A 22232-nucleotide genomic window follows, 5' to 3' on the forward strand; every position below is an offset into this window, starting at 1 on the left:
TGCACGCGGACCTGCGCCCGCTCGGGGCGAAATTCAGTGATGGGGTAAAGCGAAACGAAGCGCAACCGATTGAAGCGCGGCGCCTGAAGGCAGCCGTCCGCACGGCTAAGTTACGCGGAAAAAATGCGCCGACGAAAATCGAAAATAATTCAAAAATATTCCCTTGACTTTAAGCCGCAAAAGAAACGATTTTAAAAATCGATAAAAACACAGATCACACCGTCACAGACCTCTGACGCGACAATGATCCGTTCCTACCGACACGATATCAGGCAATCCGCATTTGTTACGGATTGCCCGATGCTGACGACAAGAACCTATAAATCTTTCGTGAATGGCTAAAAAAATACCCTGTTTCAATCTGATTCAATTAGCCAATTCCAATGGGTTTTTTATCGATTTTCTTTTCCCTAGAATCGATTGCACTTCCGTTGCGACGCGAAGCGCGCGCCGGTTCGCCGGTCATTCGTTGCGACCCGCGCGTGCCTCGCCCGGCCCATCCGCTTCACACCATGGACGGTTCATGACTGCCAGCGCATTGCCCCTCGCGCCCTCCCATTCCCGCATCGTGCAGCTCGACGGCCTGCGCGCGATCGCCGTGCTCGCGGTGTTCGCGCAGCACGCGTTGAAAGCGCCGCTATGGATGGGCGTGGATCTGTTTTTCGTTTTGAGCGGCTTTCTGATCAGCGGCATCCTGCTCGATCGCAAGTCGCGTCAGCAGTCGTATTTCAGCTATTTCTATGCGCGGCGCGCGCGCCGCATCCTGCCGCCGTACCTGTTGCTGATGGTGGTGTCGTCGGTGCTGTTCGGCCTCGCGTGGGCGCAGCACTGGTACTGGTACGCGCTTTTCGCGACCAATATCGGCGATGCGCTGAATCAAAGCGGTCACGACAGCCTCAACGTGCTGTGGTCGCTGGCGGTCGAAGAGCAGTTCTATATCTTCTGGCCGTTCGTGATCCTGCTCGTACCCGAGCGCCTACTCGGCTACGTGGCGGCCGCCCTGATCGTGCTGGTGCCACTTCTGCGCGCGCTCGCGACGCCGTGGTTCGATTCGTTCTGGCCGATCTATTACCTGACGCCGTTCCGCATGGATCTGCTCGCCGCCGGCGCACTGCTGGCGGTTGCCGTGCGGCGCGATCGCAATGCGCTGGAGCCGTTCAAGGGACTCGCCGTGCTCGGCGCGCTGGCCGCGCTCGCGGTACTGGCATGGCTGCATCTGCACTTCCCGCGTTTTCGCGCGGCGAATACGCCGTTGTCGAATGCGGGCCTGTATAGCGTGTCGCTGGTGCTGTGCACGTCGATCGTCGTGATCGCGCTGCAAAGCAAGGGCATCGTCAAGCGGCTGTTGTGCAATCGCGTGCTCGTTTATATCGGCACCATCAGCTACACGATCTATCTGATCCACCTGAGCGTGCTCTACATGGTGTGGCCGCTGCATCTGAACCGCTATCTGAGCGCCGCGCTCGCGCTCGCGATCACGCTGGTGTACGCGAGCATCACGTGGTTCGCATTCGAGAAGCGCCTGATTTTCGGCGCGCGCGGCACGACAACGACGATCAGCGCCGGTGCCGGCGTTGCGCGGCAAGCACCGCAACGCCGCGCATGAGCCGCCTGACTGTCGTTGCTGCCCGTGTGCTGGGCGTCGTGTCGGCGCTGACGTTGCTCGCGCCGACCACGAGCGCGGCTACGGCCGAGCCGCCAACGTCATCGCCAACGCAAGTGCTGATCGAAGCCTACGGCGATTCGACCACTCTCGGCATCACCTGTAGCGAGGGTCACTGCGCTCCGCAAGCCGGCAACGCCGTCACGTATCTGCAGCAAGCGTTGCAGGCGCGTGATGGCGAGCGCGTGCGCGTCGCGAACTACGGCGTCGGCGGCACGATGGCCTGGCAGTTGCGCGACGGCACCGGCAATCGTCGCGCGGGCCCGACAGCGGGCTTGCCGTGGCGCGAACGTCTCGCCGCATCGCCCGCGCGGATCGTGCTGATCAACTACGGCATCAACGAGGTCATGCAGAACCAGACGCCCGCGCAGTTCTACGCGGCCGAAACGTCGCTCGTGGAAACCGCGCGAGCGCTCGGCAGGCAGCCCGTTTTGCAGACCTCGAATCCGATGCCCGACAACCGCCTCAATGCGCGGCTCGCCGAAATGGTCGCGATGACGCGACGCGTGGCGGCCGAACAGCAGGTGCCGCTCGTCGATCAATACGCGTACGTGAGCAGTCTGCACGACTGGAAGTCGCTGATGTCGGACGGCGCGCATCCGTTGCCGGAGCTGTACCGGCTGAAGGCCGAACAGGATTATCGGGTCGTCGAACCGTTGGTGCGACGGCTGCTGGACAACCCACATTGACTTTTTTTACGCGCGTTCTGCCCTTTCCATTCACAAACTAGAAGGCATGCTATGAGCCAACCACGCAAAGCGATCATCACCGGCGTCTCCGGACAGGACGGCGCCTATCTGACCAAGCTGCTGCTCGACAAGGGCTATCAGGTGACCGGCACCTACCGGCGCACGAGTTCGGTCAACTTCTGGCGCATGCGTGAGCTTGGCGTGCTCGATCATCCGAGTCTGCGTCTGGTCGAACACGACCTCACCGACCTCGGCTCGACGCTGCGCCTGCTCGACGGCGTCGAGGCCGACGAGTTGTACAACCTGGCCGCGCAGAGCTTCGTCGGCGTGTCGTTCGACCAGCCCGTGACCACGGCCGATGTGACCGGCATGGGCGCGCTGAATCTGCTCGAAGGACTGCGCATCCTGAGCCCGAAGACGCGTTTCTACCAGGCATCGACCTCCGAGATGTTCGGCCTCGTGCAGGCCGTGCCGCAACGCGAGAGCACGCCGTTCTATCCGCGCAGCCCGTATGGCGTCGCGAAGCTGTTCGCGCACTGGTCGACGATCAACTATCGCGAGTCGTACGACCTGTTCGCGAGCAGCGGCATTCTGTTCAATCACGAATCGCCGCTACGCGGCCGCGAATTCGTCACGCGCAAAATTACCGACACGGTCGCGAAGATCAAGCTCGGCAAACAGGACGTGCTCGAACTGGGCAACCTGAGCGCGCGGCGCGACTGGGGCTTCGCGCTCGAATACGTCGAGGGCATGTGGCGCATGTTGCAGGCCGACACGCCCGACACCTTCGTGCTCGCGACCGGCCGCACCGAGACGGTCCGCGATTTCGTACGCATGGCGTTCAAAGCGGCCGGCTATCAGCTCGAATGGTCGGGCAAGGATCAGCGCGAGACCGGTATCGACGTCGCGACCGGCAAGACGCTCGTGCGCGTGAATCCGAAGTTCTATCGACCGGCCGAAGTGGACCTGCTGATCGGCTGCGCGGACAAGGCGCGCGACACCCTCGGCTGGCAGCCGCAAACCACGCTCGAACAGCTGTGCCAGATGATGGTGCAGGCGGACATCGTGCGCAACGAGCATCACGACACGTTCTGACGCGGCATTCGTGTGCGGCGGCGTGCGCCGCACACGGCCCGTCAACCCGCCAGCTTTCTGAACGTCTCCAGCACCGCATCGCCCTTGAACGGCTTGACGATCCAGCCCTTCACGCCGGCGGCCTTGCCGCGCTCCTTCATCGCGGGGCTGCTTTCGGTCGTCAGCATGATCACGTTGACGGTCTTGTTCGCGAGTTCGCCGCGGATTTTTTCGACCATCGTCAGGCCGTCCATGTTCGGCATGTTCACGTCGCTGACGATCAGGCGGATACCCGAATCCATCTTCAGCCTGGCAAGGCCGTCCTTGCCGTCGATGGCCGTCGCGACGTCCAGACCGTTCTTCGCCAGAAAGCCCGCGACTTCATCGCGTACCGTGCTCGAATCATCCACCACCAGAATCTTTGCCATACCCATTCCCTTGCGTCGCCGACGCGTCGTATCAAAACAGATCCAGTTCGCCGGATTCGACGAGATCGTCGACATCCACCGTGTTTTCAGAAAAATCTTCGGGTGACCAGCTCAGGTTGAACACGAAGCGCTGGTCGATCGATACCGACTGTCCGCTCGCCGCATCGCTCAATCGATACTGGAACCGCAACTGCGGATTGTCCGAGCCGAACGAGATGTAGCGATGCTTGTGATTGACGAGCAGCGGCACCTGCACCTGACTCGCCTCGCGAGCGTTCTGCTGACCGAGGAAGCGGTCCTTGAACGCCCCCCAGATCAGATTGGTCAATTCGCCGAGCACGTTGTTCAGATCGCGAAAGCCCGCTTGCGCGATGCCCGTGCCGCTCTGGCGTGCCGCGCGATCGCGCTCGATCATGCCGAGCAGCGGCTCCTCTTCGGCCTGCATCAGCATATAGCCGCGGCACCAGCTGCCTTCGAGCGGGATCAGGCTGAACACCTCGCCGAAGATGATGCGATCGCGCACGACACTAGGCGTGTCCCGTTGCACCGTGACGCCGTCGAACAAAGTGGCGAGCCGCGCTTCGGTGATCTCCGCGATACCGCGCACCAGCGCATTCGGGAAGTCGAGGCTGAAGATGTATTGATCGACTGCTGTGCTCAAGGCCGTCAGGTCGGCGGCATCGAAGCTCGCGCACGCTGCGTTCGTCAACGCGAGCGGACGCCGTTCGAGCGGCGCGTGACCGCTCGAACACAGGATCACCGGCAGTTCGGGGCGCAAGGTATGGATCCGCGCCGCGGTGATTGCGGCCTGCTCGAGCGAGCCGCCGTAGTCGTCCGCCAGCAGAACGCCGCCGAGATCGATATTGGTGGCCAGTACCGAGCCGAGGCGGCGGCTGTCGCGCACCTTCAGTGCAATCAGGTTGTGCTCGTCGAAAAAGAGCTTCAGCGCTTGCGCGTGTGCCGGACAGTCGTCGAGCACGAGCAGCTTGCTGACGGGCTTGCTGGTATTCATCGTGGTTCAGCCTGCAAATGCGGTGTTGCTAGAAAAGTTCGAGTTCGCCTTCGGCCTCGTCGGCGCTGGCGAGTTCAGCCTTGAAATCGAGCGGCGCCTGCGCGCATACGCACAACGTGACGCCCAGCCGGGCCGCACCGCCGATCGTCAGCTCGTACGCCCACACGTGATCGGGCCGCAGTTCGTCCAGATACTCGACACAGGTGCTGTTCAATTCATACGGCGTCGACATGCCGAGGTCGGGGAAATGTTCGACCAGTTGCTGGTTCATGTAGCCGCAGCACAGATTGCCGAGCTCCATCAGCGTTTCCGACACCGAGCGCGCGGTGTCGCCGCCGGCGTAGTACGCGCGCGTCGCGTCGTCCTTGCTGAAATGCAGCACGAACAGAAGACGAAAACCGATCGACGAGATCGTCAGCGCCATCGCGCAAGGTCCGGCCGGATGATCGCGATCCCACCTCGGCACCGCGGTGATCTCGCACGAGTCGCCCGGCGTCGCGGGCAATCTCGCGCGAGCCGCGTGACAGAAGATGTCCGCGATGCTTTGCAACGCCAGATCGGTAATCACGCTGCGGCCTGCTCGAGCCGGGATTGAAACTGGGTCGCCAGCACTTCGACGCCGCCGAGCGACGCGGTGATCATCTTGCCGCCGGCCTGAATGTCCTGGAACGTCGCCGCCGTCGTCAGGTCGTTGCGATGCAGGCTCTCGCGATAGCTCTTCGACAACTCCTGCGAGCGCGAGGCCAGCGAGCGCACTTCGCCCGCGACGATCGAGAAACCACGTCCCGCGGTGCCGGCGCGCGCCGCTTCGATCGACGCATTCAGCGAAACGATCAGCACGTGCTGCACGATCGACGACAGCTCCTGGTTCTTCTTGTGCATGTCGCGGTTCTGCGACATCAGCGAAATCATCTGCTCGTGCCAACGCTCGAACGTGATGGTCAGCGTCTTCAGACGGGCCGCCTCCTGCGCGATCCGCGTCGCCTGCTGCAGCCATGCGTCGCTGCGGGCGCTCGCGGCGTCGAGCGACGCCTGCAACGTGTCGCGATCGTGCGCGCACTGCTCGGCCTGCGCGCGCAGATCGGCGAGCATCGCCTCCAGCGCGGTGCGCTCGCTGCTGGCCTGCTCCGCGTGTCGGACCGCCGCGTCGAGTTGCTGCTCGACCCTCTGCCGCGCGAGCGCGTCGACACGCAGCGCTTCTATGCCCGCCCGAAGCTTGCGACGATAAAAAATGCCCGTGGCGAATGCGCAGACGATCCCGCCAACGCCTGCCGCCAGAAGATAACTTTCAAGCACGACCTGCTCCCATCGCTTCGTTCAATCCATCGGGCCGTCAGCCCGCTACCGCATCCGCATCCGCATCCGCGTCACGCTCGCGCGCTGCCTCGGCGGACGCGTCGAGACTGTCCACCGCCCAGTCCTCGGGGAACGACACGACGGTCTGGAAGCGGCGATAATCCGCGCCACGGCGATCGTCGGTGAAACGCAATTCGATGCGGCCATGCTCGCGCCGCACGAAATCGCGCACGGCGTCCATGCCGACGCCGCGGCCCGAAATCTCGCTGACGCTCTGCGCGGTCGAGAAGCCGGACCGGAAGATCAACTCCGCAATCGCTTCGTCGCTGAGCGCGGCGTCGGCGTCGATCCAGCCGCGTTCGATCGCGGCGGCACGGATTTTCGCGAGCGCGAGACCTCGGCCGTCGTCGCTGATGGTGATCTGCAGCGCGTGATGGTCGACGCCCACTTCCAGCTCGATCACGCCGGCCGCGTCCTTGCCGTTCGCGACACGCTCGGCGGCAGGCTCGATGCCGTGGTCGACCGAATTGCGCAGCAGGTGCGTGAACACATTGCGCAGCGTATTGCTGACCTCGCTGCGCACGCGGTAGCCGTTGTTGTCGATGCTGACGACCGGCGCCTGCTTGCCGAGTTCGGCCGCCAGAGACGGCAGCGATTCGAGCACACCCGCGAGCGCTTCGTAGATCGACTCGGTACCCAACAGACGCAGCTCCCGCTGCAGCGATTCGCGCATCGACACGAGTGCGTCCCGGTCGGCCGGATCGGCGCTTTCGAGCAGGTCCAGCTGCTTCTGGATCAACTCGCGATCGACCATCAGGTAGCGATCCACCGCGCCGCTCTGACCCGGGCCCTTGCGGCCGAGGCTCACCTCGTTGATCGTCGCGTAGGTTTCGAGCGCTGCCTTCACGCGCTGCAGATCCTCGATCAGAAGCTGCTGGTCCCACGTCTCGCTGTTGTCGGCGCGGCGCAATGCATCGTAGCGCTGCTCGGTTTCGTGGACGATGCCGGTCAGATGCTGAAGGCTGTAGGTGCGCGCATTGCCCTTGACGGTGTGCATGTTGCGGAACAGCTCGGCGACAGCTTCGTGGCTCGGCTCGTGATGCTGACGGATGATCCGTTCGTTCTCGCTGATGAAGCCCGTTGCGCTTTCGACGAAGTGATGGAACTTCTCCTGGCTCACCGCGAGAATCTCGCCGATCATTTCGAGCCGGCGCTTCTGTTCGCCGGCCTCGGCGGCGAGCGCGCGCAGTTCGGTCACGTCGCGCACGCACAGCATCAGACGCAGCACGACGTCGTGTTCGTCGGTGATGGCCGACCAGCTGAGGTCGAGCGTCTTCACGCGGCCATCGGCCATCGGCTTGGCGATCTCGTTGACGAGCAGGTGCTGATTGAACTCGAAGTTCATGCCGTCTTCACCGATACATGCGTGCAGCGCCGCTTCGATCTGCGAGAGCTCGTCGCTATTGATATCAGTGCCGCCGAACACGAGATCGAGCAACGGACGGCCCGCGATCTCCCGGGTCTCGAAGATCGCCTCCAGATAGGCGGAGTACTCCGGATGCACGCCCCCCCCTTCGACCACCGTCAGAATCCCCTGCTGCATGTTTTGCAGCATCGCCTGGATATCGGCGGTCTTCTGCTTCAACTGCAGCGAGCTTTGCTGGATCTTCTCGATCATGCCGTTGAACGCGACGATCGAATGACCGATCTCGTCCATGCGGCCGACCGGCACGCGGCGCGTGAAGTCCTGGCTCGCCGCGATCTCGCTCATCTCCACCTGCATGCGGCTCAGCGGACGGGTGATCTGGCGATACAGCAGCGCGCTGATCAACAGCAGCACGACGATGGCCGCGCCGGTCGCGGCGCCGATCGCCGTCGTCGTGGTGGCGAGCGCGCTGTTCAGGTCGTCGATCGCGGCGTCCTTCTGGCGGTTCTTTTCGATCCGCAGCGTCTCGACGATGCCTTCGAGTTCATCGCGGTATTGCGCGACGTTCGCGAACAGATACGCCTGCGCCAGATCGTTCTTGCCGTCGGCCTTCATCTTGGCGGTGTCGTTGACCGCGTTGAAATAATTCGCGAGGCTCTCGCGCGCCTGGCTCACGAGCCCGGTCTGGGCCTGACCTTGCGCGGCCTTCGCCTGCACGTCGAGCGCCGCCTGCAACGACGCTTCCTTGCTCTTCAGCAGGTCTTGCGCCTGCGAGACCATGTTCGCGTCGGGCGCGTAGACGAGCGTCATCATCGCGAGCTGAACGTCCTTGAGCTGCGACACGAGGTCGGCCGAAGCGAGCGCGCTCGGCACCACGCCTTGGGTCACCTGCCTGACGTTGGCGGCGCTGTTGCGGGTCTGAAGCACAGCGTATCCACCAATGGCGGATAGCGCGACGAGCATCAGAATGACGAGTAGCGTGATGCGGTGACGGATGGTCATCTGAGAATCCCCGAGGTCTGAAAAAACAAGGTCCCCGCTTTTAGCGGGACGCCCGTGTGTTTTTGTACTTTCGGGCGCGGGGATTATCGTCGCGAATGTGTGACGTCAACGTGACGGAAAGGACACCAGCCGCCACGTTTTGAGGATTTGGAAAATATCGCCGAAAAATCCCGGCTAAGGGCTGATCCGGGCTCAAGTTCAACAGAAACGTGCCGTTATTTACAGCCGGATTTTTTTGAAGCTCTGCGGCGACATGAACGCGAGGCCCGAACGCAAGGGTCCGTGCCTCGCCTCTTTTTTATTCGATCAAGTTGCCGCCGCTGCGCTTCAATGCAGCGAATCCCCCGCAATCGCCTCGGCATAGACCGCCGCGACCCGCTTCGCGATCACCGCATTATCGAAGTGCTCACGCGCATAGCGGCGGCATGCATCCGCATCGGGCACCTTCAGCGTGCCGTTCAGCGCGCCGGCGAGACCCGCGGCGATCGCCTGAGCGCCGGTCTGCGGCAACACCAGATCGGGCGACAAGCCCGCCACCGCCTCCGGCAAGCCGCCGACCGGCGTCACCAGCACCGGCGTGCCGGACGCCAGCGATTCGACCGTGATGAGCCCGAAGCCCTCCAGCGCGACGGTCGGCACGACGCTGATATTGGCCGCGCGATACAGCGCCGCCAGATGCTGATCGGGCACGAAGCCGAGCAGCTTCACGTTGTGCTCGAGCCCCGCGTCGGCGATGCGCGCCTGAAGCTCGCTTTCGAGGCGACCCTTGCCCGCGATCAGCAGCAGCACGTCGGGCGACGTGCGTTTCACCAGCTTCACCGCGTCGATCAGATCTTCGAGCCCCATGCGCCGCACCAGCCTTCGCACCGCCAGCACGATCGGCCGATCCTGCGGCAATTGCAGACGCAAACGGGCCTCGGCCTGCGTGATCGGCAGATTGAACTGCTCGACGTCGACGCAGCCCGGCACCACGCGCACACGCTCCGGCGAGATGCCGTAGCGTGCCGTCAGAATCTTGCCGAACGCGTCGGACAGCACGATCAGCCGCGATGAACGCGCGTACACCGACTGCTCCAGATAACGCTTCGCGCGCTGGCCGAGCGAATCGGCGCCTTCGACGTGGCTCTCATCGGCCCACGGCCCCTGAAAATGCGACACCTGCGGAATGCCGCGCGTCACGTCGAGGCCCGGAAACGTATAGAGCGCGAAGTGCGACGAAATCACGTCGGGCCGCGACGCGCGGATTTCCTGCCGCAGCGCGCGGCGTGCCGCCATCAGCCGCAGCGGCAGCGATTGCGCGGCGGAGCCGAAGCCGTTGATCGCGCCGTTGGTATCGGCCGCGACTTTCGGCGAGCCGGCGACCACGCCGCGTACCGCGACGCCCGCGCCGGGCAGCGCGCCGACCAGCGAGTAATACATGCGGTCGAGGCCGCCCGCGCGTTCGGGAAACCAGTGCATCCCGATCTGCAGTGATTTGATTGAGCCAGTCGTCATGATGGTGTGCCCCTGTGTGTTGCTGCGTGTTGCTGTGTAGTGCTGCGTGTTGCTTGCGGTGAGTTGCCATGTCGATGCGTGGATCGCGCGCCGAGCGCGTTCATTCCACGCTCTTTTGTCCGGCCAGATGGTTCAGCGTCAGCGCATCGTTCTGCGCGACGACCCCGGCTTCCGTCTTGCTGCGCCGGCGGTTTTCCTGCTGCCCGGCCAGTTGCCGGTACAGCGCGATGTATTGCGCGGCCATGCGCGCCCAGCCGAAGCCGGTCGCGAGCTCGCTCGCGGCCTCACCCATCGCGCGGCGCGCGGTGTCGTCGCCGGCGAGTTGCGCGACCGCGCGAGCGAGCGCTTGCGGGTCGTCGGGATCGTCGAGCACGATGCCGCACTCGGGCGTGATGATCTCGGCGCCGCCGGCGGTGCGCGCGGTGACGACGGGCAGCCCCGCGGCCATCGCTTCGAGCAGCGACAGACTCATCGCTTCGTAGCGCGACGGGAACACGAACGCGTCGACCGAATGCATCAGCACCGGCATTTCCTTCACGAGCCCGAGAAAATGCACGCGATGCGCGATGCCGAGCGCCTTCGCCTCGTCCGGATAGGGGCTGCCCGGCAGAAAGCCGGCCACCGCGATCTGCACGTGCTCGGGCAGATGCTTCAACGCGGCGAGCACGGTGCCGAGATTCTTGCGCGGCGTGCGCAGATCGCCGACGAACAGCAGCAGGAACGCATCGCCCGGCAAGCCGAACTTCGCGCGATCGCCGCTCGCGGCCGCGAAGCCCTGCGTGTCGACGCCGTTGTAGATCACGTCCACGCGATTGCGCGGCGTGAGGCCGATCGCGCGGATTTCGTCGGCGACCTTCTGCGACACCGCGGTGATCACCTTCGAGCGCCGGTACGCCCAGCGCTCGAGCAACGCGTTGCAGCGCGTATAGACCGACTGGTAAGCGGACCACACGCCCTTCGTGAGGCCGAACGGATAGTACTTGCTCGCGAACCAGCCGCTATGGACGAAATGCGACGTATTGACGTCGGCGCGCATCCACGTGATGAAGCCGTTCACGTGCAGCACGTCGTAGTCGCGCCGATGCGCGCGCAGCCACAACGCGCTCTTGAGCGCGAAGACCTGCTGGCGCAGCAGATTGGTCGGCCACCAGCGGCCGATCTTCACCGGCGCCCAGCGTACGTTCGGATGCGCGAGCAGCTCGGGCGCCACGTGCGACGCGACCAGCGTCACGCGGATGTTCTCGTCGAGCGCCGCGCGCGCAATCTCGTGATTGACGCGCCCCTGGCCGTCGTTATGGCGCACTACGTGCGTGACAATGGCGACTCTCAATCCGTGCCTCCGTGGGTAAATTGCGTGCGTCTGCGGTTCATTTTTTCGTAGTGGACCGCGGAAAGAATCGAAAATGCGCTCATGAAGAGCAGCAGGCCGCCGGTGCCGACCAGCGAGTTCGTGAAGACGAGCATTGCGAAGGTCGCGAGACACAGGCTCAGGCACGCGGAGACGAATTTGTCGTCGCGCAGCCTGAACGAGGCGAGCACCGCGCGTATCAGCAGCCACACGATGCCGGACATGTACAGCAAGGTGCCGGGCCAGCCGAGCACGAACGGAATGTTCATCACGCCGCTGTCGAAGTTGCCGTACTGGCCGAGCTGGCCGCCGTCGTTCGAGAGTTTGGTCGAGGTGCCGGTCGCGCCCATGCCCTCGCCCGACACGTCGGTAAACGCGGTCTTCGCGAAGGTCGCGTAGAACTCGTTACGGGCCGCGTAGCTCTGGTCGTCGTGCAGATTGACGATCGTGTTTAGCCGCGCCTGCATCCGCTCGGCCACCGGGCCGACCGCGAGCAGCGGCACGCAGAAGCCGGCCAGCAGCACCGCGCTCGCGACGATGCGCACGCGCACCTTGTTGTTCGACTTCACCAGCTGGATCAGCAGCGCGATGACCCAGCCGCCCCAGGTCGAACGCACGAGGCTCAGCGCGAACGAGAAGAAGCCGAGGCCGGCGGCGATCCAGCGCACGCGGTGCTGCGCGGCCATCACGAAGACCATCGCGCCCATCATCGCGAACGCGAACGGTCCCGACGAATTCATCGTGCTGAACACGCGCACGCCCATCGGCACCGGGTCGCCCTGCGAGTTCATCTGCGAGCCGAGCATCCACAGCGCGTCCCACGGCGGCATGATGAAAAACTGGATCAGGCCGTAGCCGCCCATCACCAGCATGCCCCAGATGAACGTGTTGATGATCGTGTCGCGATACTGCGGATACTGGCGCGTGTGCGCCATGATGTGAAAGCCGATCAGGATCGGATAGAGCCAGTTCGCAAGGTCGTAGGTGGCCGCGAGCGGGCCGCTCGACATCACGCCGATCAGGAACGCGTAGACGAGGCCGAGCAGGATCAGCAGCACGGGCAAGCCGCGCCGCTGCGCGAGCAGCCGGTAGTAGCGCAGCAGCGACAGCCCGCTGATCATCGTGACCGCGAGCGGCGCGACCTGGATCAGGCTCGTCGGCGTGAACGCACCCTTCGACCAGTCGGCGAGACGCCGCACTTCAGGGCTCAGGAACCACAGCCACCACATGAAGCCGATGTAACGCGCCGGGCTCCTGAAGTACAGCCACAGGCCCGTCAGGATCGCGAGCACCGGAAACGCGAGCGTGAGCACCGTGCCCTGATGCGCGACGATCAACACCGCGGTGATCAGCCACAGCAACAGCGGCGGCAGCCATTCCCGCGGGCCCCCGGACAGCAGCCCGTTGGCGCTTTTTGCGCGGCCGGCGTTGGCCGCGCCGTTCGGCGGCAGTGGGTTCGCGTGCGGAATCGTCGACATCGCTTACAGGCCTCCGCGCGATTCGCGCGCGGGTGCGGCGCGTTGAGCTTCAAGCTGCTGCGCGGCGCGAGCCGGAGCGTGCGTGGCGGCTTGCGTGGGCGTAGCCGCGTACGCGGTCGCACTCGCCTGTCCCCGCGCACTGAGCATCTCGCGCGTGATCCGCACGTGCTGCATGGCGTAGTGCTGCGTGGTCAGATCGCGCGCGAGCAGACCCGCTGCCGCTGCCTGCGCCTGGCGCAGCGCCTCGTGCGGATCGGCGGCGAGCCGATCGACCGCGTCGCGCAGCGCCTGCGGATTGAACGGTGGCACGTAGGCGGCTTCGTCGGCGGGAAAATAATCGCGCAGCGCGCCGACGTCGGTCGCAATCATCGGCTTGCCGAGCGCCGCCGCTTCGAGCATCACGGTGATGCCCGACGCGTGCGAGTTCGGCCGCAGCGGCACGACGATCACGTCGGCCCAGTCGTACAGCTCGTGCTGCTTCCTGATGCCCGAGAACAGCGCGATCTCGACGTTCGACGCGCGCAGCGACGCGGGAATGCGCCGCCGCGTCGCGAGCTTAACCGTGTAGCGCGGATCGTTGCCGAACGCCTTGATCAGCGTCTCCCAGTCGCGGTCGCGATCGTTGCCGATCGCCGCGATGCGCAGCGGCGTGCGCGGCGTCCACTGCGTCGGCGGGTTGACCGGGAAGTCGCGGGTGTTCAGGCCATACAGCAGCGGCGTCGCGTCGCGCTGAAAATAGTCCTGACATAGCTCGGCGTTTTCGCTCGCGAGCGTGGTCAGCCGATCCGCGCGCGTCATCAGCTTGCGATACAGCCAGCTGCGCACGATGCCGTACGACGGCCACTTGTCGAGCAGCCACACGCTTTGCGCGAGCAGCAGCGGCGAAGCGCCCGGCCCGGCCTTGCTCCCGCACAGCAGCAGCATCAGCGCGGCGGACAGCCACTCCTGCTCGGTATGCGTCCAGATCACGTCCGAGCGCAGCATCTCCGCGCGATTGCGCCACGTATGGATGAAATCGAAGCCGAGCGCCGCCTTCAGCGCGCGCCGCACGAGCCGCACGGGCCGGCTTTCGCGCGCGTCCTGCGAATAGCTCAGCGCGAACGCTTCGGACTGCGCATGGTGATAACCGTACAGGCAGCCGATATCGTCGCCCTTGCGATAAAAGCGCGGATCTGCGCCGTAAAACAGATGAACGTGAACCTTCGTACTCATGCGGGCACTCCGCTCTGCCGGTGGAAAGAGGCCTCGTGGCGCATACGCGTCACGACAACGCGCGACGCGCTTCGTGCGCGCCGTCGCGCACCGCGCGCCAACGCGACAGCTGCAGCGGCGCCTGCTTCGACAACAGTGCGAGCGCCGCATGCGTGAGGCCCGGATAAAGCCGCGTGCCGACCAGCGTCCACCACCACCACGCGGTTTCACGGCGCAGCGGCGGCAACTGGTCGCGCAGGATCAGATGGAAGTTGAACGCGGCGTTGCGCAGCGCGGCCATCGTCTGCGCGTCGCGTTTGTCGTCGTCGAAACGTTCGGCGGGGAAATGATCGACCGCGACCTGCGGGTCGTAGACGAGCTTCCAGCCGGCGTTCTTTACCGCGAGGCTGAACGCCATGTCGTTGTGCACCTGCGCGCCCGCGCCGCGCAGACGCGCGTCGAAGCGGATCGTGCGCACCGCGTCGCGCCGGTAGCTCATGTTGGCGCCCTTCAGGATGTCGACCTCGCGTGCGGCACCGACGCCCAGATGATGATTGCCGATGATCTTGCCGTGCGCGGTCACCTTGCCGACCAGCGGCCGCTCGCCGTCGAGCACGCGGCCTTTTTCGTGCACCCAGTCGCGCCCGCCCAGCGCACCGAGGCGCGCATCGGCTTCGAACGCGGCCGCGATGCGCTCGACCCAGTCGCGGCGCGGCGCGGCGTCGTCGTCGGTGATTGCGATCACGTCGCCGCTCGCGGCATCGAGCCCGCGATTCAGGGCCGCGACCTGGCCGGGTATGTCCACCGGCGCGATCACGAGCGGCAGCCGGCCGCGCGTGGACGGATCGCGCAGGCACGCATGGGTCGCGTCGTCATCGACGCGTGCGACCACGATCACTTCGTCGGGCGCGCGCGCTTGCCGCTCGAGCGCGGCGAGGCAGCGCGCGAGATCGGCCGGACGGCGATAAGTCGGTACCAGTACGGTCACTTTCATCGTGATGTCCTCTGTTCCTGTCGTGCACAAACCGGTGCTGGAGTGGGTTGCCCGGCTCACGTGCTCAGGTATTCCTGGGTCGCCGAGTAGCCGCGGTCGTAGCCGACCCGCGCGCGCGCCGGCATGCCGTTGAAGATGCCGCCCTGCACGTGCACGCCGGCCGCGCGCAGGCGCTTCAGCGCATCGGCAAGCTCGAGCTCGCTGTGCATGCCCGAGCGCATCACGAAGAACGTCGAGCCCGCATACGCGCCGATGATCGACGCATCGGTCACCGCCAGCACCGGCGGCGTGTCGATCAGGATCACGTCGTAGCGCTTCGCGAGGCCGTCGAGGTACTGCGGCAGACGCGGCGACATCAGCAGCTCGGACGGATTCGGCGGACGGCGGCCGCACGAGATGAAGCTGAGGCCCTCGATGTTCGAACCGCGAATCGCGTCTTCCAGCGAGATCTGGCCGCTCAGCAACTCGGACAGGCCGTTTTCCTGCATGCCGCCCACCTGCCGTTCGAGCGCGCCGCGCCGCATGTCGCCGTCGATCAGCAGCACGCGCTTGCCCGAATGCGCGAGCAGCATCGCGAGGTTCACGCTGAGGAAGCTCTTGCCGACACCGGCCATCGGGCCCGTCAGCATCACGATGCGGTTGCGCGCGTCCATCAGCGTGAACTGCATCGCGGTGCGCAGGCTGCGCAGACTTTCGATCGTCACGTCCTTCGGCCGCGCATTCGCGAGCACCGGACGCAGCCGTTCGCCGCCGCGCACGTAGCTGTTTTCGAGCTGCACCTGCTCGGCGCTTTGCGGCACGAGGCCGAACACCGGCAGATGGAACGCGCGCTCGACGTGATCGGGGTCGTCGATGCCCTTGAACAGATTGCGGCGCAGGAACACGAAACCGGCGCCCGCGATCAGCCCCAGAATCACGGCCGCCGAGATGATCAGCATCTTCTTCGGCTTGACCGGCGCGCCGGGGCGCAGCGCGGCGTCGACGATATGCACGTTGCCGCCCGTGCCCGCCTTCTGCACCGACAGCTCCTGCACGCGATTGAGCAGCAGCACGTAAATGTCTTCGGCGACCTTGGCGTCGCGCTGCAACTGCACGGCCTTCACTTCGGTCGCCGGCAGATCGCGGAAACGGTCCGCGTATTTGGTGCGCTGCGCCTGCAGCTCGGCCATCTGCTGACGCGCGGCGACGAGCGTCGGATGGTCGTCGCCGTAGCGCTCTTCGAGCTGGGTCATCTGCAGCCGCAACGCGGCGATCTGCTGCTCGTATTGCACGCTGCCTTCGAGGTAGACCTTCGCCTCGTCGCTCGCGTTGATCGAGCCGGACTGACGCTGATAGGCGGTCAGCGCGGCCTCCGCGCGTTCGAGGTCGGACTTCAGGCGCGGCTCTTCACTCTTCAGGAAGTCGAGCATCTTGCTCGCGTCGGCCTGCTTGTTCGACACGTGCTGGCGCAGATACGACTGCGCGAGCGCATTGGCGACGAGCGCCGCATGCGCGGGGCTCTTGTCCTCCAGCGAGATCTGGATCACGCCGGTCTGCTTGCCCTGCTCCTGCACGGTGATCGCCGACTGGAACGCGGTGATCGCGTCGAGATCGTTCGAGCGCACGACGGTGAACTCCTGGCCGGGGCGCGCTACCAGCGCGTTGACGAGCATCGTCACGCCCCCGCCCTGCGCCTGCTGGCCGACCTGGCCGCGCAGCAGCAACGAGCCGTTCGGCGAGAACAGCTCATAGTGCTGCGCGTCGATCACGCGCAGCAGCAGCTTCTCGCCTTCGAGCGATGGGCTCACGTCGATCGAGTCGACGTCGACGTTTTCGCCGCCCCATGCGTACGACGTGAGTCCAAGCCACGGGCGTGCGGGCTCGCCGGGCGTCGCGAGCCGCGCGGCGATGTTGCCGAGCAGCGGGATCGTTTTCGGCGTGACGCTGAAGTTCAGCTTCAGCTGCTGCACGACCGGGCCGACCACGCCGCGGCTCTTGATGATTTCAATCTCGGCGTCGGTCGCCAGCGAGGTCGAGCCGCTGGTGATCGCGGCGCCGGTCTGCGTTTGCGTGAGCGCCTGCGACATGCTGTCGGACTGCTCGACGCGCACGTGCGCATCGGCCGAATAAGTCGGCTTGGCGAGATAGCAGTACGCGACCGCCATCGCGACGATGATCGCGGTGATCGCGAGCAGCCACCAGATGTCGTCGAGGATCACCTGCACCAGTTGTCCGAGGACGACGTCTTCTTCTTCGGTCTTGATCGGACCAGCCATGTGTGGAGAGAGTTGATTGCTCACTGTTCCATCCCGTGTCGTTGGCTTCGGCTTTCGCGTCAGCGGTACTTCTGCTTTCGTTGCTCGTCCCGCGTCGCCCGGACAACAGCGGCGCGGGACGCTACAGCTCAAACGCTCAGCGCGTCAGCTGCTTCAGATAGAACAGCGTCTGCACGGTCGGCAGCACCTGCTCCAGCACGCGATTGAACGTGGTCGACGCGGCGGTGCCCACGTACACGACGTCGAGCGGCTGCAACTGGAACTGCGAGGACAGCATGATCGAGTCCGGCTGCGTCATGTCGAGGCGGAACACCTCGGGCGTGGTCGGATGCTCGCGCATACCGCGCATCACGTAGATCTGGCGCGGATTGGCGTCGGTGTTGAGGATGCCGCCCCCTTGCGTGAGCGCGTCGGCGATCGTCATGCGGCCGCGCACGATCGGCACCTGGATCGGCGTCTTCACTTCGCCCATCACGAAGATGCGGCTGTCGGTGCGGTCAGGCACGTTGACCACGTCGCCGTTCTGCAGCATCACGTCCTGCGTGGTGTCGCCCTGATCGAGCATGCGATCGGCGTCGAGCACGTAGAGCTTGTGGTTGCGCGTGAGGCGCACGCGCTGGATGTCGGCGTCCGGGTTGGTGCCGCCCGAGCGCGTGATCGCGTCGACCAGCGTCAGCGGCACGTCGCTGACCGCGAGCGGTCCCGGCTGCTTCACTTCGCCGGTGACCTGCACCTTCTGACTGCGATACGACAGCACGCGCACGTCGACCTGCGGATTGCGGATATACGGCACGAGGCGGGAGGCGAGTTGATCGCGCACCTCGGTCGTGGTCTTGCCCGCGGCCTGGATGCGGCCGACGAAGGGGAAAAAGATCGTGCCGTCGGCGGCGATGGTCTGGCCGTACGGATCGGCCTGACCCGGCAGCGCGGCCGTATACGGCTGCTGCAACGCGCCCGCGATCGTCTGCGTGGTGTTGCCGCCCGAGGACAAGGTACTGCCCTGCGGCGTGGTCAGCTCGGGGTGATCCCACACGGTGATGCCGAGGATGTCCTGCGGCGCGAGGTGGTACACGTAATGCGACGCATCGGGCAGCGCCGACGGCGGCAGCGCCTGGGGCCTGGCGGCGGCGGCTTGTGCCTGCGCCATGATCAGGTTGCCGTCGATCAGATGGACCGGATAGGTTTCGCTCGGCGCCTGATCGTTGTCTTTGAGCCTCGACGTATCGAGATAATTGCCCGGTGCGGTCGCGCAAGCCGACAGAAAGGACGTCAGCGCAAGCGTGGCGACGAGCTTTGCGCGCAAGCTCGCGAATGAGTTTTCGATGCGGGGTTTCTTCAGCATATTTTGTTCAGCCATCCCATGACCAGATGTTCGATGAGCACGAGACTCTCCCTGTATTCGTCTTCCGCGCCGCCGTGCGGATCGGCGACGTCGGAATCGGCTTCCCACTTGCCGAGCGGATAGACCTTGCCGCGCGCGGACGGCTCGAGCGCCTCGACCTTGCTCACCTGCGCGCGCTCGCTCACCAGTACGAGATCGGCCGCGCGTACCAGCGAGCGGTCGAGGCGCCGCGCGTGGTGGATGCCGGCGGCGACACCGCGCTCTTGGAGCAGGCGCCGCATCACCGGGTCCATGCCGTGGCCGTTCACCGCGCGAATGCCCGCCGAATGAAACGCGATCGGTGCGGCGCCCGGGCGCGGCGCGCGCGGCTGGCGCGCCTTGAACAGCATCTCGGCGGCCGGCGAGCGGCACACGTTGGCGTGGCACACGATCAGAACGTTGTCGAACATGGCGGATCTCCTCGCGCGGCGGTGGCAATGGCCTCAGCGGCCGGCGGTTTGCGCCGCGGTAACGGCCGCGGCACGGGCCGCCCCGGCAGCATCGGCCGCCTGCATCGCGGCGTTCGCGCCGACTCGCGCGGGCGCATTGCGCAACGCGTGCCGCCGGCCGATCGCGTGATACTCGATGCCGAGTTCGAGCAGCACGTCCGGCTCGTACAGATTGCGGCCATCGAAGATCAGCGGCGTCTTCAGCATGCGCTTGAGCGCATCGAAATCAGGGCTCTTGAAGACCTTCCATTCGGTCAGGATCACGAGCGCGTCGACGCCGCTCGCCGCTTCCATCTCTTCGTTGACGAACGACAGGCGCGCCTGCTGCTGCGGCACGTCCTTCAGATCGAGCGCGAACACGCGCTTCGCTTCGTCGATCGAGACCGGGTCGTAGGCCTTCACGCGCGCGCCGCGGCGCAGCAGCGCGGCGATCAGCTCGCGGCTCGGCGCCGCGCGCATGTCGTCGGTGTTCGGCTTGAACGCGAGGCCCCACACGCCGAACGTGCGGTCCGACAGATCCTCGCCGAGACGCGCGACGATCTTCTGCGCGAGGATCTGCTTCTGCGCGTCGTTGACCGCTTCCACCGCTTCGAGAACGCGCAGGTTCGCGTTGTGATCAGCGGCGGTGCGGATCAGCGCCTGCACGTCCTTCGGGAAACACGAGCCGCCATAGCCGCAGCCCGCATACAGGAAGTCGTAGCCGATGCGCGGATCGGAACCGATTCCGCGGCGCACCGCCTCGATATCCGCGCCGACGCGATCGGCCAGATTCGCGAGCTCGTTCATGTACGAGATGCGCGTCGCGAGCATCGCGTTGGCCGCGTACTTGGTGAATTCCGCGGAGCGCACGTCCATATACAGCGTGCGCTCGCGATTGCGGTTGAACGGCGCATACAGGCGCTTCATCAGTTCGCGCGCCTTTTCGCCGGGCACGTCCTCGTCGCAGCCGAGCACGATCCGATCGGGCCGCGTGAAGTCTTCGACGGCCGCGCCCTCCTTCAGGAACTCCGGATTCGACACGACCGAGAACATCTGCTCGACGCCGCGCGCGGCGAGCTCGGCGGCCACCACGTCGCGCACGCGCGACGCGGTGCCGACCGGCACCGTCGATTTGTCGACGATCACCTTGAAGCCGTTCATATGGCGGCCGATGTTGCGCGCGGCCGCGAGCACGTACTGCAGATCGGCGGAACCGTCCTCGTCGGCCGGCGTGCCGACCGCGATGAACTGGATGTCGCCGTGCGCGACCGCGGCCTCGACGTCGGTGGAAAACGTCAGACGCTTCGCGCGGCGATTGCGCGCGATGATCTCCTGCAGACCCGGTTCGTGGATCGGCACGCCGCCGTTGTTGAGCACGTCGATCTTGCGTTGATCGACGTCGAGACAGAACACGTCGTGGCCGATGTCGGCCAGACAGGCGCCCGTCACGAGGCCGACATAGCCGCTACCGATGATCGTCAGGTTCATGGATTGCACCTCGGTAAGAGAGTTGATTCAGGAATGCGCTCGCGCGATGCGTGGCATCGGCGCGGCCCGGCGCTTTGCGTTCAATAGGCGTTGCTGCCCGCGAAGCCCTTCCACAGCGTCAGCACGACGATCTTGAGGTCGAGCCAGAAGGTCCAGTGCTGCATGTAGTACAGATCGAGCTTCACGCGGCCCATCATCTTTTCGATGCGATCGGTTTCGCCGCGATAACCGTTGATCTGCGCCCAGCCGGTGATGCCGGGCTTGATCCGGTAGCGGTGCATGTAGCCCTTCACCAGATCCTTGTAGATGTCGTCGTGCTCGAGCGCGTGCGGACGGGGACCGACCACCGACATCTCGCCGCGCAGCACGTTGATGAACTGCGGCAGCTCGTCGAGGCTGGTGCGGCGCAGGAACGCGCCGACCGCGGTGATGCGCGGATCGCGCCGGGTCGCCTGGGTGATCTTGCCGGCCTCTTCCTTGTGGACCTTCATCGAGCGGAACTTGAAGATCTCGAACTCGCGGCCGTCGATGCCCTTGCGGCGCTGGCGGAACAACACCGGTCCCGGCGAGGTGAGCTTCACCATCAGCGCGATTGCGAGCATCAGCGGCGACAGCGCGAGCAACGCGCCGAGCGCGAACAGGCTGTCGAAGACGCGCTTGGGCAGCACGCGCAGATCGGTGATCGGCGAGGCGGCCAGATTGATCGCCGGCACGCCGAGCAATTCGACCATCGGCTGATTGAACAGCGTCAGGCTGCCGACATCGGGGATGAAGCGGATGTTCACGAAGTCGTTGCGCAGATCCATCACGAAGCGATGGATCGCCTTCTCCTTCGAGATCGGCAGCGCGAGCCACAGCTCGCGGATCGCGCGCTGGCGCACCAGTTCGATCATGCGCTGGTAGTCGCGCTCGACCGGCACGCCGGCGACCTCATGCGCCGCGTCCGGGTCTTCGTAGGGATTGACCGTACCGTCCTCGTCGAACACGACGACGGGCGTGAAGCCGGCCTCGGGACGGCCCTGCATCTGCTCGATCAGGAAGCGGCCGTACGGCGCGCCGCCGACGATCGCGACCGCGCGCTGATTGAAGCCCTCGCGGCGCAGCCCGCGCAGGATCGAATAGACGATCACCTTCGTGACGACCAGCAGCACGATCGACGCGAGCGCCCAGTACACGAGCCACAACCGCGACAGGCTGTCGGCGCGGTGCACGCTGAAACTGATCAGCACGCCGGTGACTTCGACCATCAGCCAGCCGCCGGTGACGCGCGACAGCAGATCGTAGAGCGGCTTGCCGCGCCATGACTGATAGATGCCGAGCGCCGGGAAGAACACCACCACGAGCAGGCATCCGAACGCGAGCGACATGCTTTGCATGTCGTCGAGCCAGACCAGTCCGCCGCTGTGCACCGCCGCCGCCAGCACCGCGGCGAGCGCGACCATGGCGATGTCGATGATTCTCGCTAGAACGCTCAGCATGTGCCGCCCCTCTGTTGGTCAGTCAAGTGCGATCCGTCGGTTGGTTGAAATGGGTGTTGCGCGCGGGTTTTCATCATTTGCGCTTCATGTTTCCCGTCTGCCCAGCG

The 22232-nt window shown here is 65.2% G+C and carries 18 protein-coding genes; 3 read left to right on the forward strand and 15 right to left on the reverse strand.

Translation table 11 applies throughout. The annotated features are described in order from the left end of the window. Positions 1-523 precede the first annotated feature (523 nt). The 3 genes from L0U84_RS08815 to gmd are packed head-to-tail and all read left to right on the forward strand — an operon-like array spanning position 524 to position 3447. Complete coding sequence (locus L0U84_RS08815; RefSeq protein WP_233849295.1) at positions 524-1606, forward strand: acyltransferase family protein; 1083 nt, start codon at positions 524-526, stop codon at positions 1604-1606. Further along, positions 1603-2352, forward strand: a complete 750-nt coding sequence (locus L0U84_RS08820; RefSeq protein WP_233849296.1) for an SGNH/GDSL hydrolase family protein — start codon at positions 1603-1605, stop codon at positions 2350-2352. Before L0U84_RS08815 ends, L0U84_RS08820 begins: the two co-directional genes overlap by 4 nt. A gap of 51 nt (positions 2353-2403) precedes the next feature. Continuing rightward, complete coding sequence (gene gmd / locus L0U84_RS08825) at positions 2404-3447, forward strand: GDP-mannose 4,6-dehydratase (RefSeq protein ID WP_233849297.1); 1044 nt, start codon at positions 2404-2406, stop codon at positions 3445-3447. 41 nt (positions 3448-3488) lie between these two features. Here the strand turns inward: gmd and L0U84_RS08830 are convergent, their stop codons facing one another. From L0U84_RS08830 to L0U84_RS08900, 15 genes are all read right to left on the reverse strand, one after another. Next, on the reverse strand, positions 3489-3854 hold the full coding sequence (locus L0U84_RS08830) for a response regulator (protein WP_233849298.1): 366 nt from the start codon (positions 3852-3854) through the stop codon (positions 3489-3491). Between the two features lie 31 nt (positions 3855-3885). Continuing rightward, on the reverse strand, positions 3886-4866 hold the full coding sequence (locus L0U84_RS08835) for a chemotaxis protein CheX (RefSeq protein WP_233849299.1): 981 nt from the start codon (positions 4864-4866) through the stop codon (positions 3886-3888). Positions 4867-4894: 28 nt separating this feature from the next. Beyond that, entirely contained in the window at positions 4895-5434 is a 540-nt protein-coding gene (locus L0U84_RS08840; RefSeq protein ID WP_233849301.1) for a hypothetical protein, read from the reverse strand. After that, the gene (locus L0U84_RS08845; RefSeq protein ID WP_233849302.1) at positions 5431-6162 is read right to left on the reverse strand and encodes a methyl-accepting chemotaxis protein; all 732 of its coding nucleotides are present in this window, start codon (positions 6160-6162) and stop codon (positions 5431-5433) included. Before L0U84_RS08845 ends, L0U84_RS08840 begins: the two co-directional genes overlap by 4 nt. Before the next feature lie 37 nt (positions 6163-6199). Further along, on the reverse strand, positions 6200-8590 hold the full coding sequence (locus L0U84_RS08850; RefSeq protein ID WP_233849303.1) for an ATP-binding protein: 2391 nt from the start codon (positions 8588-8590) through the stop codon (positions 6200-6202). Between the two features lie 327 nt (positions 8591-8917). After that, positions 8918-10084: a glycosyltransferase family 4 protein gene (locus tag L0U84_RS08855; RefSeq protein ID WP_233849304.1), complete on the reverse strand. Its 1167-nt coding sequence runs from the start codon at positions 10082-10084 to the stop codon at positions 8918-8920. A 100-nt stretch (positions 10085-10184) separates the two neighbouring features. Continuing rightward, positions 10185-11414, reverse strand: coding sequence for a glycosyltransferase family 4 protein (locus L0U84_RS08860; protein ID WP_233849305.1), 1230 nt, complete (start codon positions 11412-11414; stop codon positions 10185-10187). Beyond that, the gene (locus L0U84_RS08865; protein ID WP_233849306.1) at positions 11411-12910 is read right to left on the reverse strand and encodes a glucose-6-phosphate isomerase; all 1500 of its coding nucleotides are present in this window, start codon (positions 12908-12910) and stop codon (positions 11411-11413) included. The genes L0U84_RS08860 and L0U84_RS08865 overlap by 4 nt, the downstream gene beginning before the upstream one ends. Before the next feature lie 3 nt (positions 12911-12913). Next, positions 12914-14122: a glycosyltransferase family 4 protein gene (locus tag L0U84_RS08870; protein ID WP_233849307.1), complete on the reverse strand. Its 1209-nt coding sequence runs from the start codon at positions 14120-14122 to the stop codon at positions 12914-12916. A gap of 49 nt (positions 14123-14171) precedes the next feature. Continuing rightward, positions 14172-15095 carry a glycosyltransferase family 2 protein gene (locus L0U84_RS08875; protein WP_233849308.1) on the reverse strand — a complete coding sequence of 308 codons (924 nt, stop codon included), beginning with the start codon at positions 15093-15095 and terminating at the stop codon, positions 14172-14174. Positions 15096-15151: 56 nt separating this feature from the next. Beyond that, the gene (locus L0U84_RS08880; protein WP_233851982.1) at positions 15152-17350 is read right to left on the reverse strand and encodes a polysaccharide biosynthesis tyrosine autokinase; all 2199 of its coding nucleotides are present in this window, start codon (positions 17348-17350) and stop codon (positions 15152-15154) included. A gap of 136 nt (positions 17351-17486) precedes the next feature. After that, positions 17487-18692 carry a polysaccharide biosynthesis/export family protein gene (locus L0U84_RS08885; RefSeq protein ID WP_233849309.1) on the reverse strand — a complete coding sequence of 402 codons (1206 nt, stop codon included), beginning with the start codon at positions 18690-18692 and terminating at the stop codon, positions 17487-17489. After that, positions 18686-19141 (reverse strand): arsenate reductase/protein-tyrosine-phosphatase family protein, encoded by a 456-nt coding sequence (locus tag L0U84_RS08890; protein WP_233849311.1) that lies wholly within the window; start codon positions 19139-19141, stop codon positions 18686-18688. Before L0U84_RS08890 ends, L0U84_RS08885 begins: the two co-directional genes overlap by 7 nt. Before the next feature lie 33 nt (positions 19142-19174). Further along, positions 19175-20647 carry a UDP-glucose dehydrogenase family protein gene (locus tag L0U84_RS08895; RefSeq protein WP_233849313.1) on the reverse strand — a complete coding sequence of 491 codons (1473 nt, stop codon included), beginning with the start codon at positions 20645-20647 and terminating at the stop codon, positions 19175-19177. 80 nt (positions 20648-20727) lie between these two features. Then, positions 20728-22125, reverse strand: a complete 1398-nt coding sequence (locus L0U84_RS08900; RefSeq protein ID WP_233849315.1) for an undecaprenyl-phosphate glucose phosphotransferase — start codon at positions 22123-22125, stop codon at positions 20728-20730. Positions 22126-22232: the final 107 nt, after the last annotated feature.

The sequence above is a fragment of the Paraburkholderia sp. HD33-4 genome (genome assembly GCF_021390635.1).
GTDB lineage: Bacteria > Pseudomonadota > Gammaproteobacteria > Burkholderiales > Burkholderiaceae > Paraburkholderia.

Bases quoted from the DNA above. Each gene is read 5' to 3' on its own strand.
- L0U84_RS08815 (WP_233849295.1), top strand. From the start codon at position 524: ATGACTGCCAGCGCATTGCCCCTCGCGCCCTCCCATTCCCGCATCGTG.
- L0U84_RS08820 (WP_233849296.1), top strand. From the start codon at position 1,603: ATGAGCCGCCTGACTGTCGTTGCTGCCCGTGTGCTGGGCGTCGTGTCG.
- gmd (WP_233849297.1), top strand. From the start codon at position 2,404: ATGAGCCAACCACGCAAAGCGATCATCACCGGCGTCTCCGGACAGGAC.
- L0U84_RS08830 (WP_233849298.1), bottom strand. From the start codon at position 3,854: ATGGCAAAGATTCTGGTGGTGGATGATTCGAGCACGGTACGCGATGAA.
- L0U84_RS08835 (WP_233849299.1), bottom strand. From the start codon at position 4,866: ATGAATACCAGCAAGCCCGTCAGCAAGCTGCTCGTGCTCGACGACTGT.
- L0U84_RS08850 (WP_233849303.1), bottom strand. From the start codon at position 8,590: ATGACCATCCGTCACCGCATCACGCTACTCGTCATTCTGATGCTCGTC.
- L0U84_RS08855 (WP_233849304.1), bottom strand. From the start codon at position 10,084: ATGACGACTGGCTCAATCAAATCACTGCAGATCGGGATGCACTGGTTT.
- L0U84_RS08865 (WP_233849306.1), bottom strand. From the start codon at position 12,910: ATGTCGACGATTCCGCACGCGAACCCACTGCCGCCGAACGGCGCGGCC.
- L0U84_RS08870 (WP_233849307.1), bottom strand. From the start codon at position 14,122: ATGAGTACGAAGGTTCACGTTCATCTGTTTTACGGCGCAGATCCGCGC.
- L0U84_RS08875 (WP_233849308.1), bottom strand. From the start codon at position 15,095: ATGAAAGTGACCGTACTGGTACCGACTTATCGCCGTCCGGCCGATCTC.
- L0U84_RS08880 (WP_233851982.1), bottom strand. From the start codon at position 17,350: ATGGCTGGTCCGATCAAGACCGAAGAAGAAGACGTCGTCCTCGGACAA.
- L0U84_RS08885 (WP_233849309.1), bottom strand. From the start codon at position 18,692: ATGCTGAAGAAACCCCGCATCGAAAACTCATTCGCGAGCTTGCGCGCA.
- L0U84_RS08890 (WP_233849311.1), bottom strand. From the start codon at position 19,141: ATGTTCGACAACGTTCTGATCGTGTGCCACGCCAACGTGTGCCGCTCG.
- L0U84_RS08895 (WP_233849313.1), bottom strand. From the start codon at position 20,647: ATGAACCTGACGATCATCGGTAGCGGCTATGTCGGCCTCGTGACGGGC.
- L0U84_RS08900 (WP_233849315.1), bottom strand. From the start codon at position 22,125: ATGCTGAGCGTTCTAGCGAGAATCATCGACATCGCCATGGTCGCGCTC.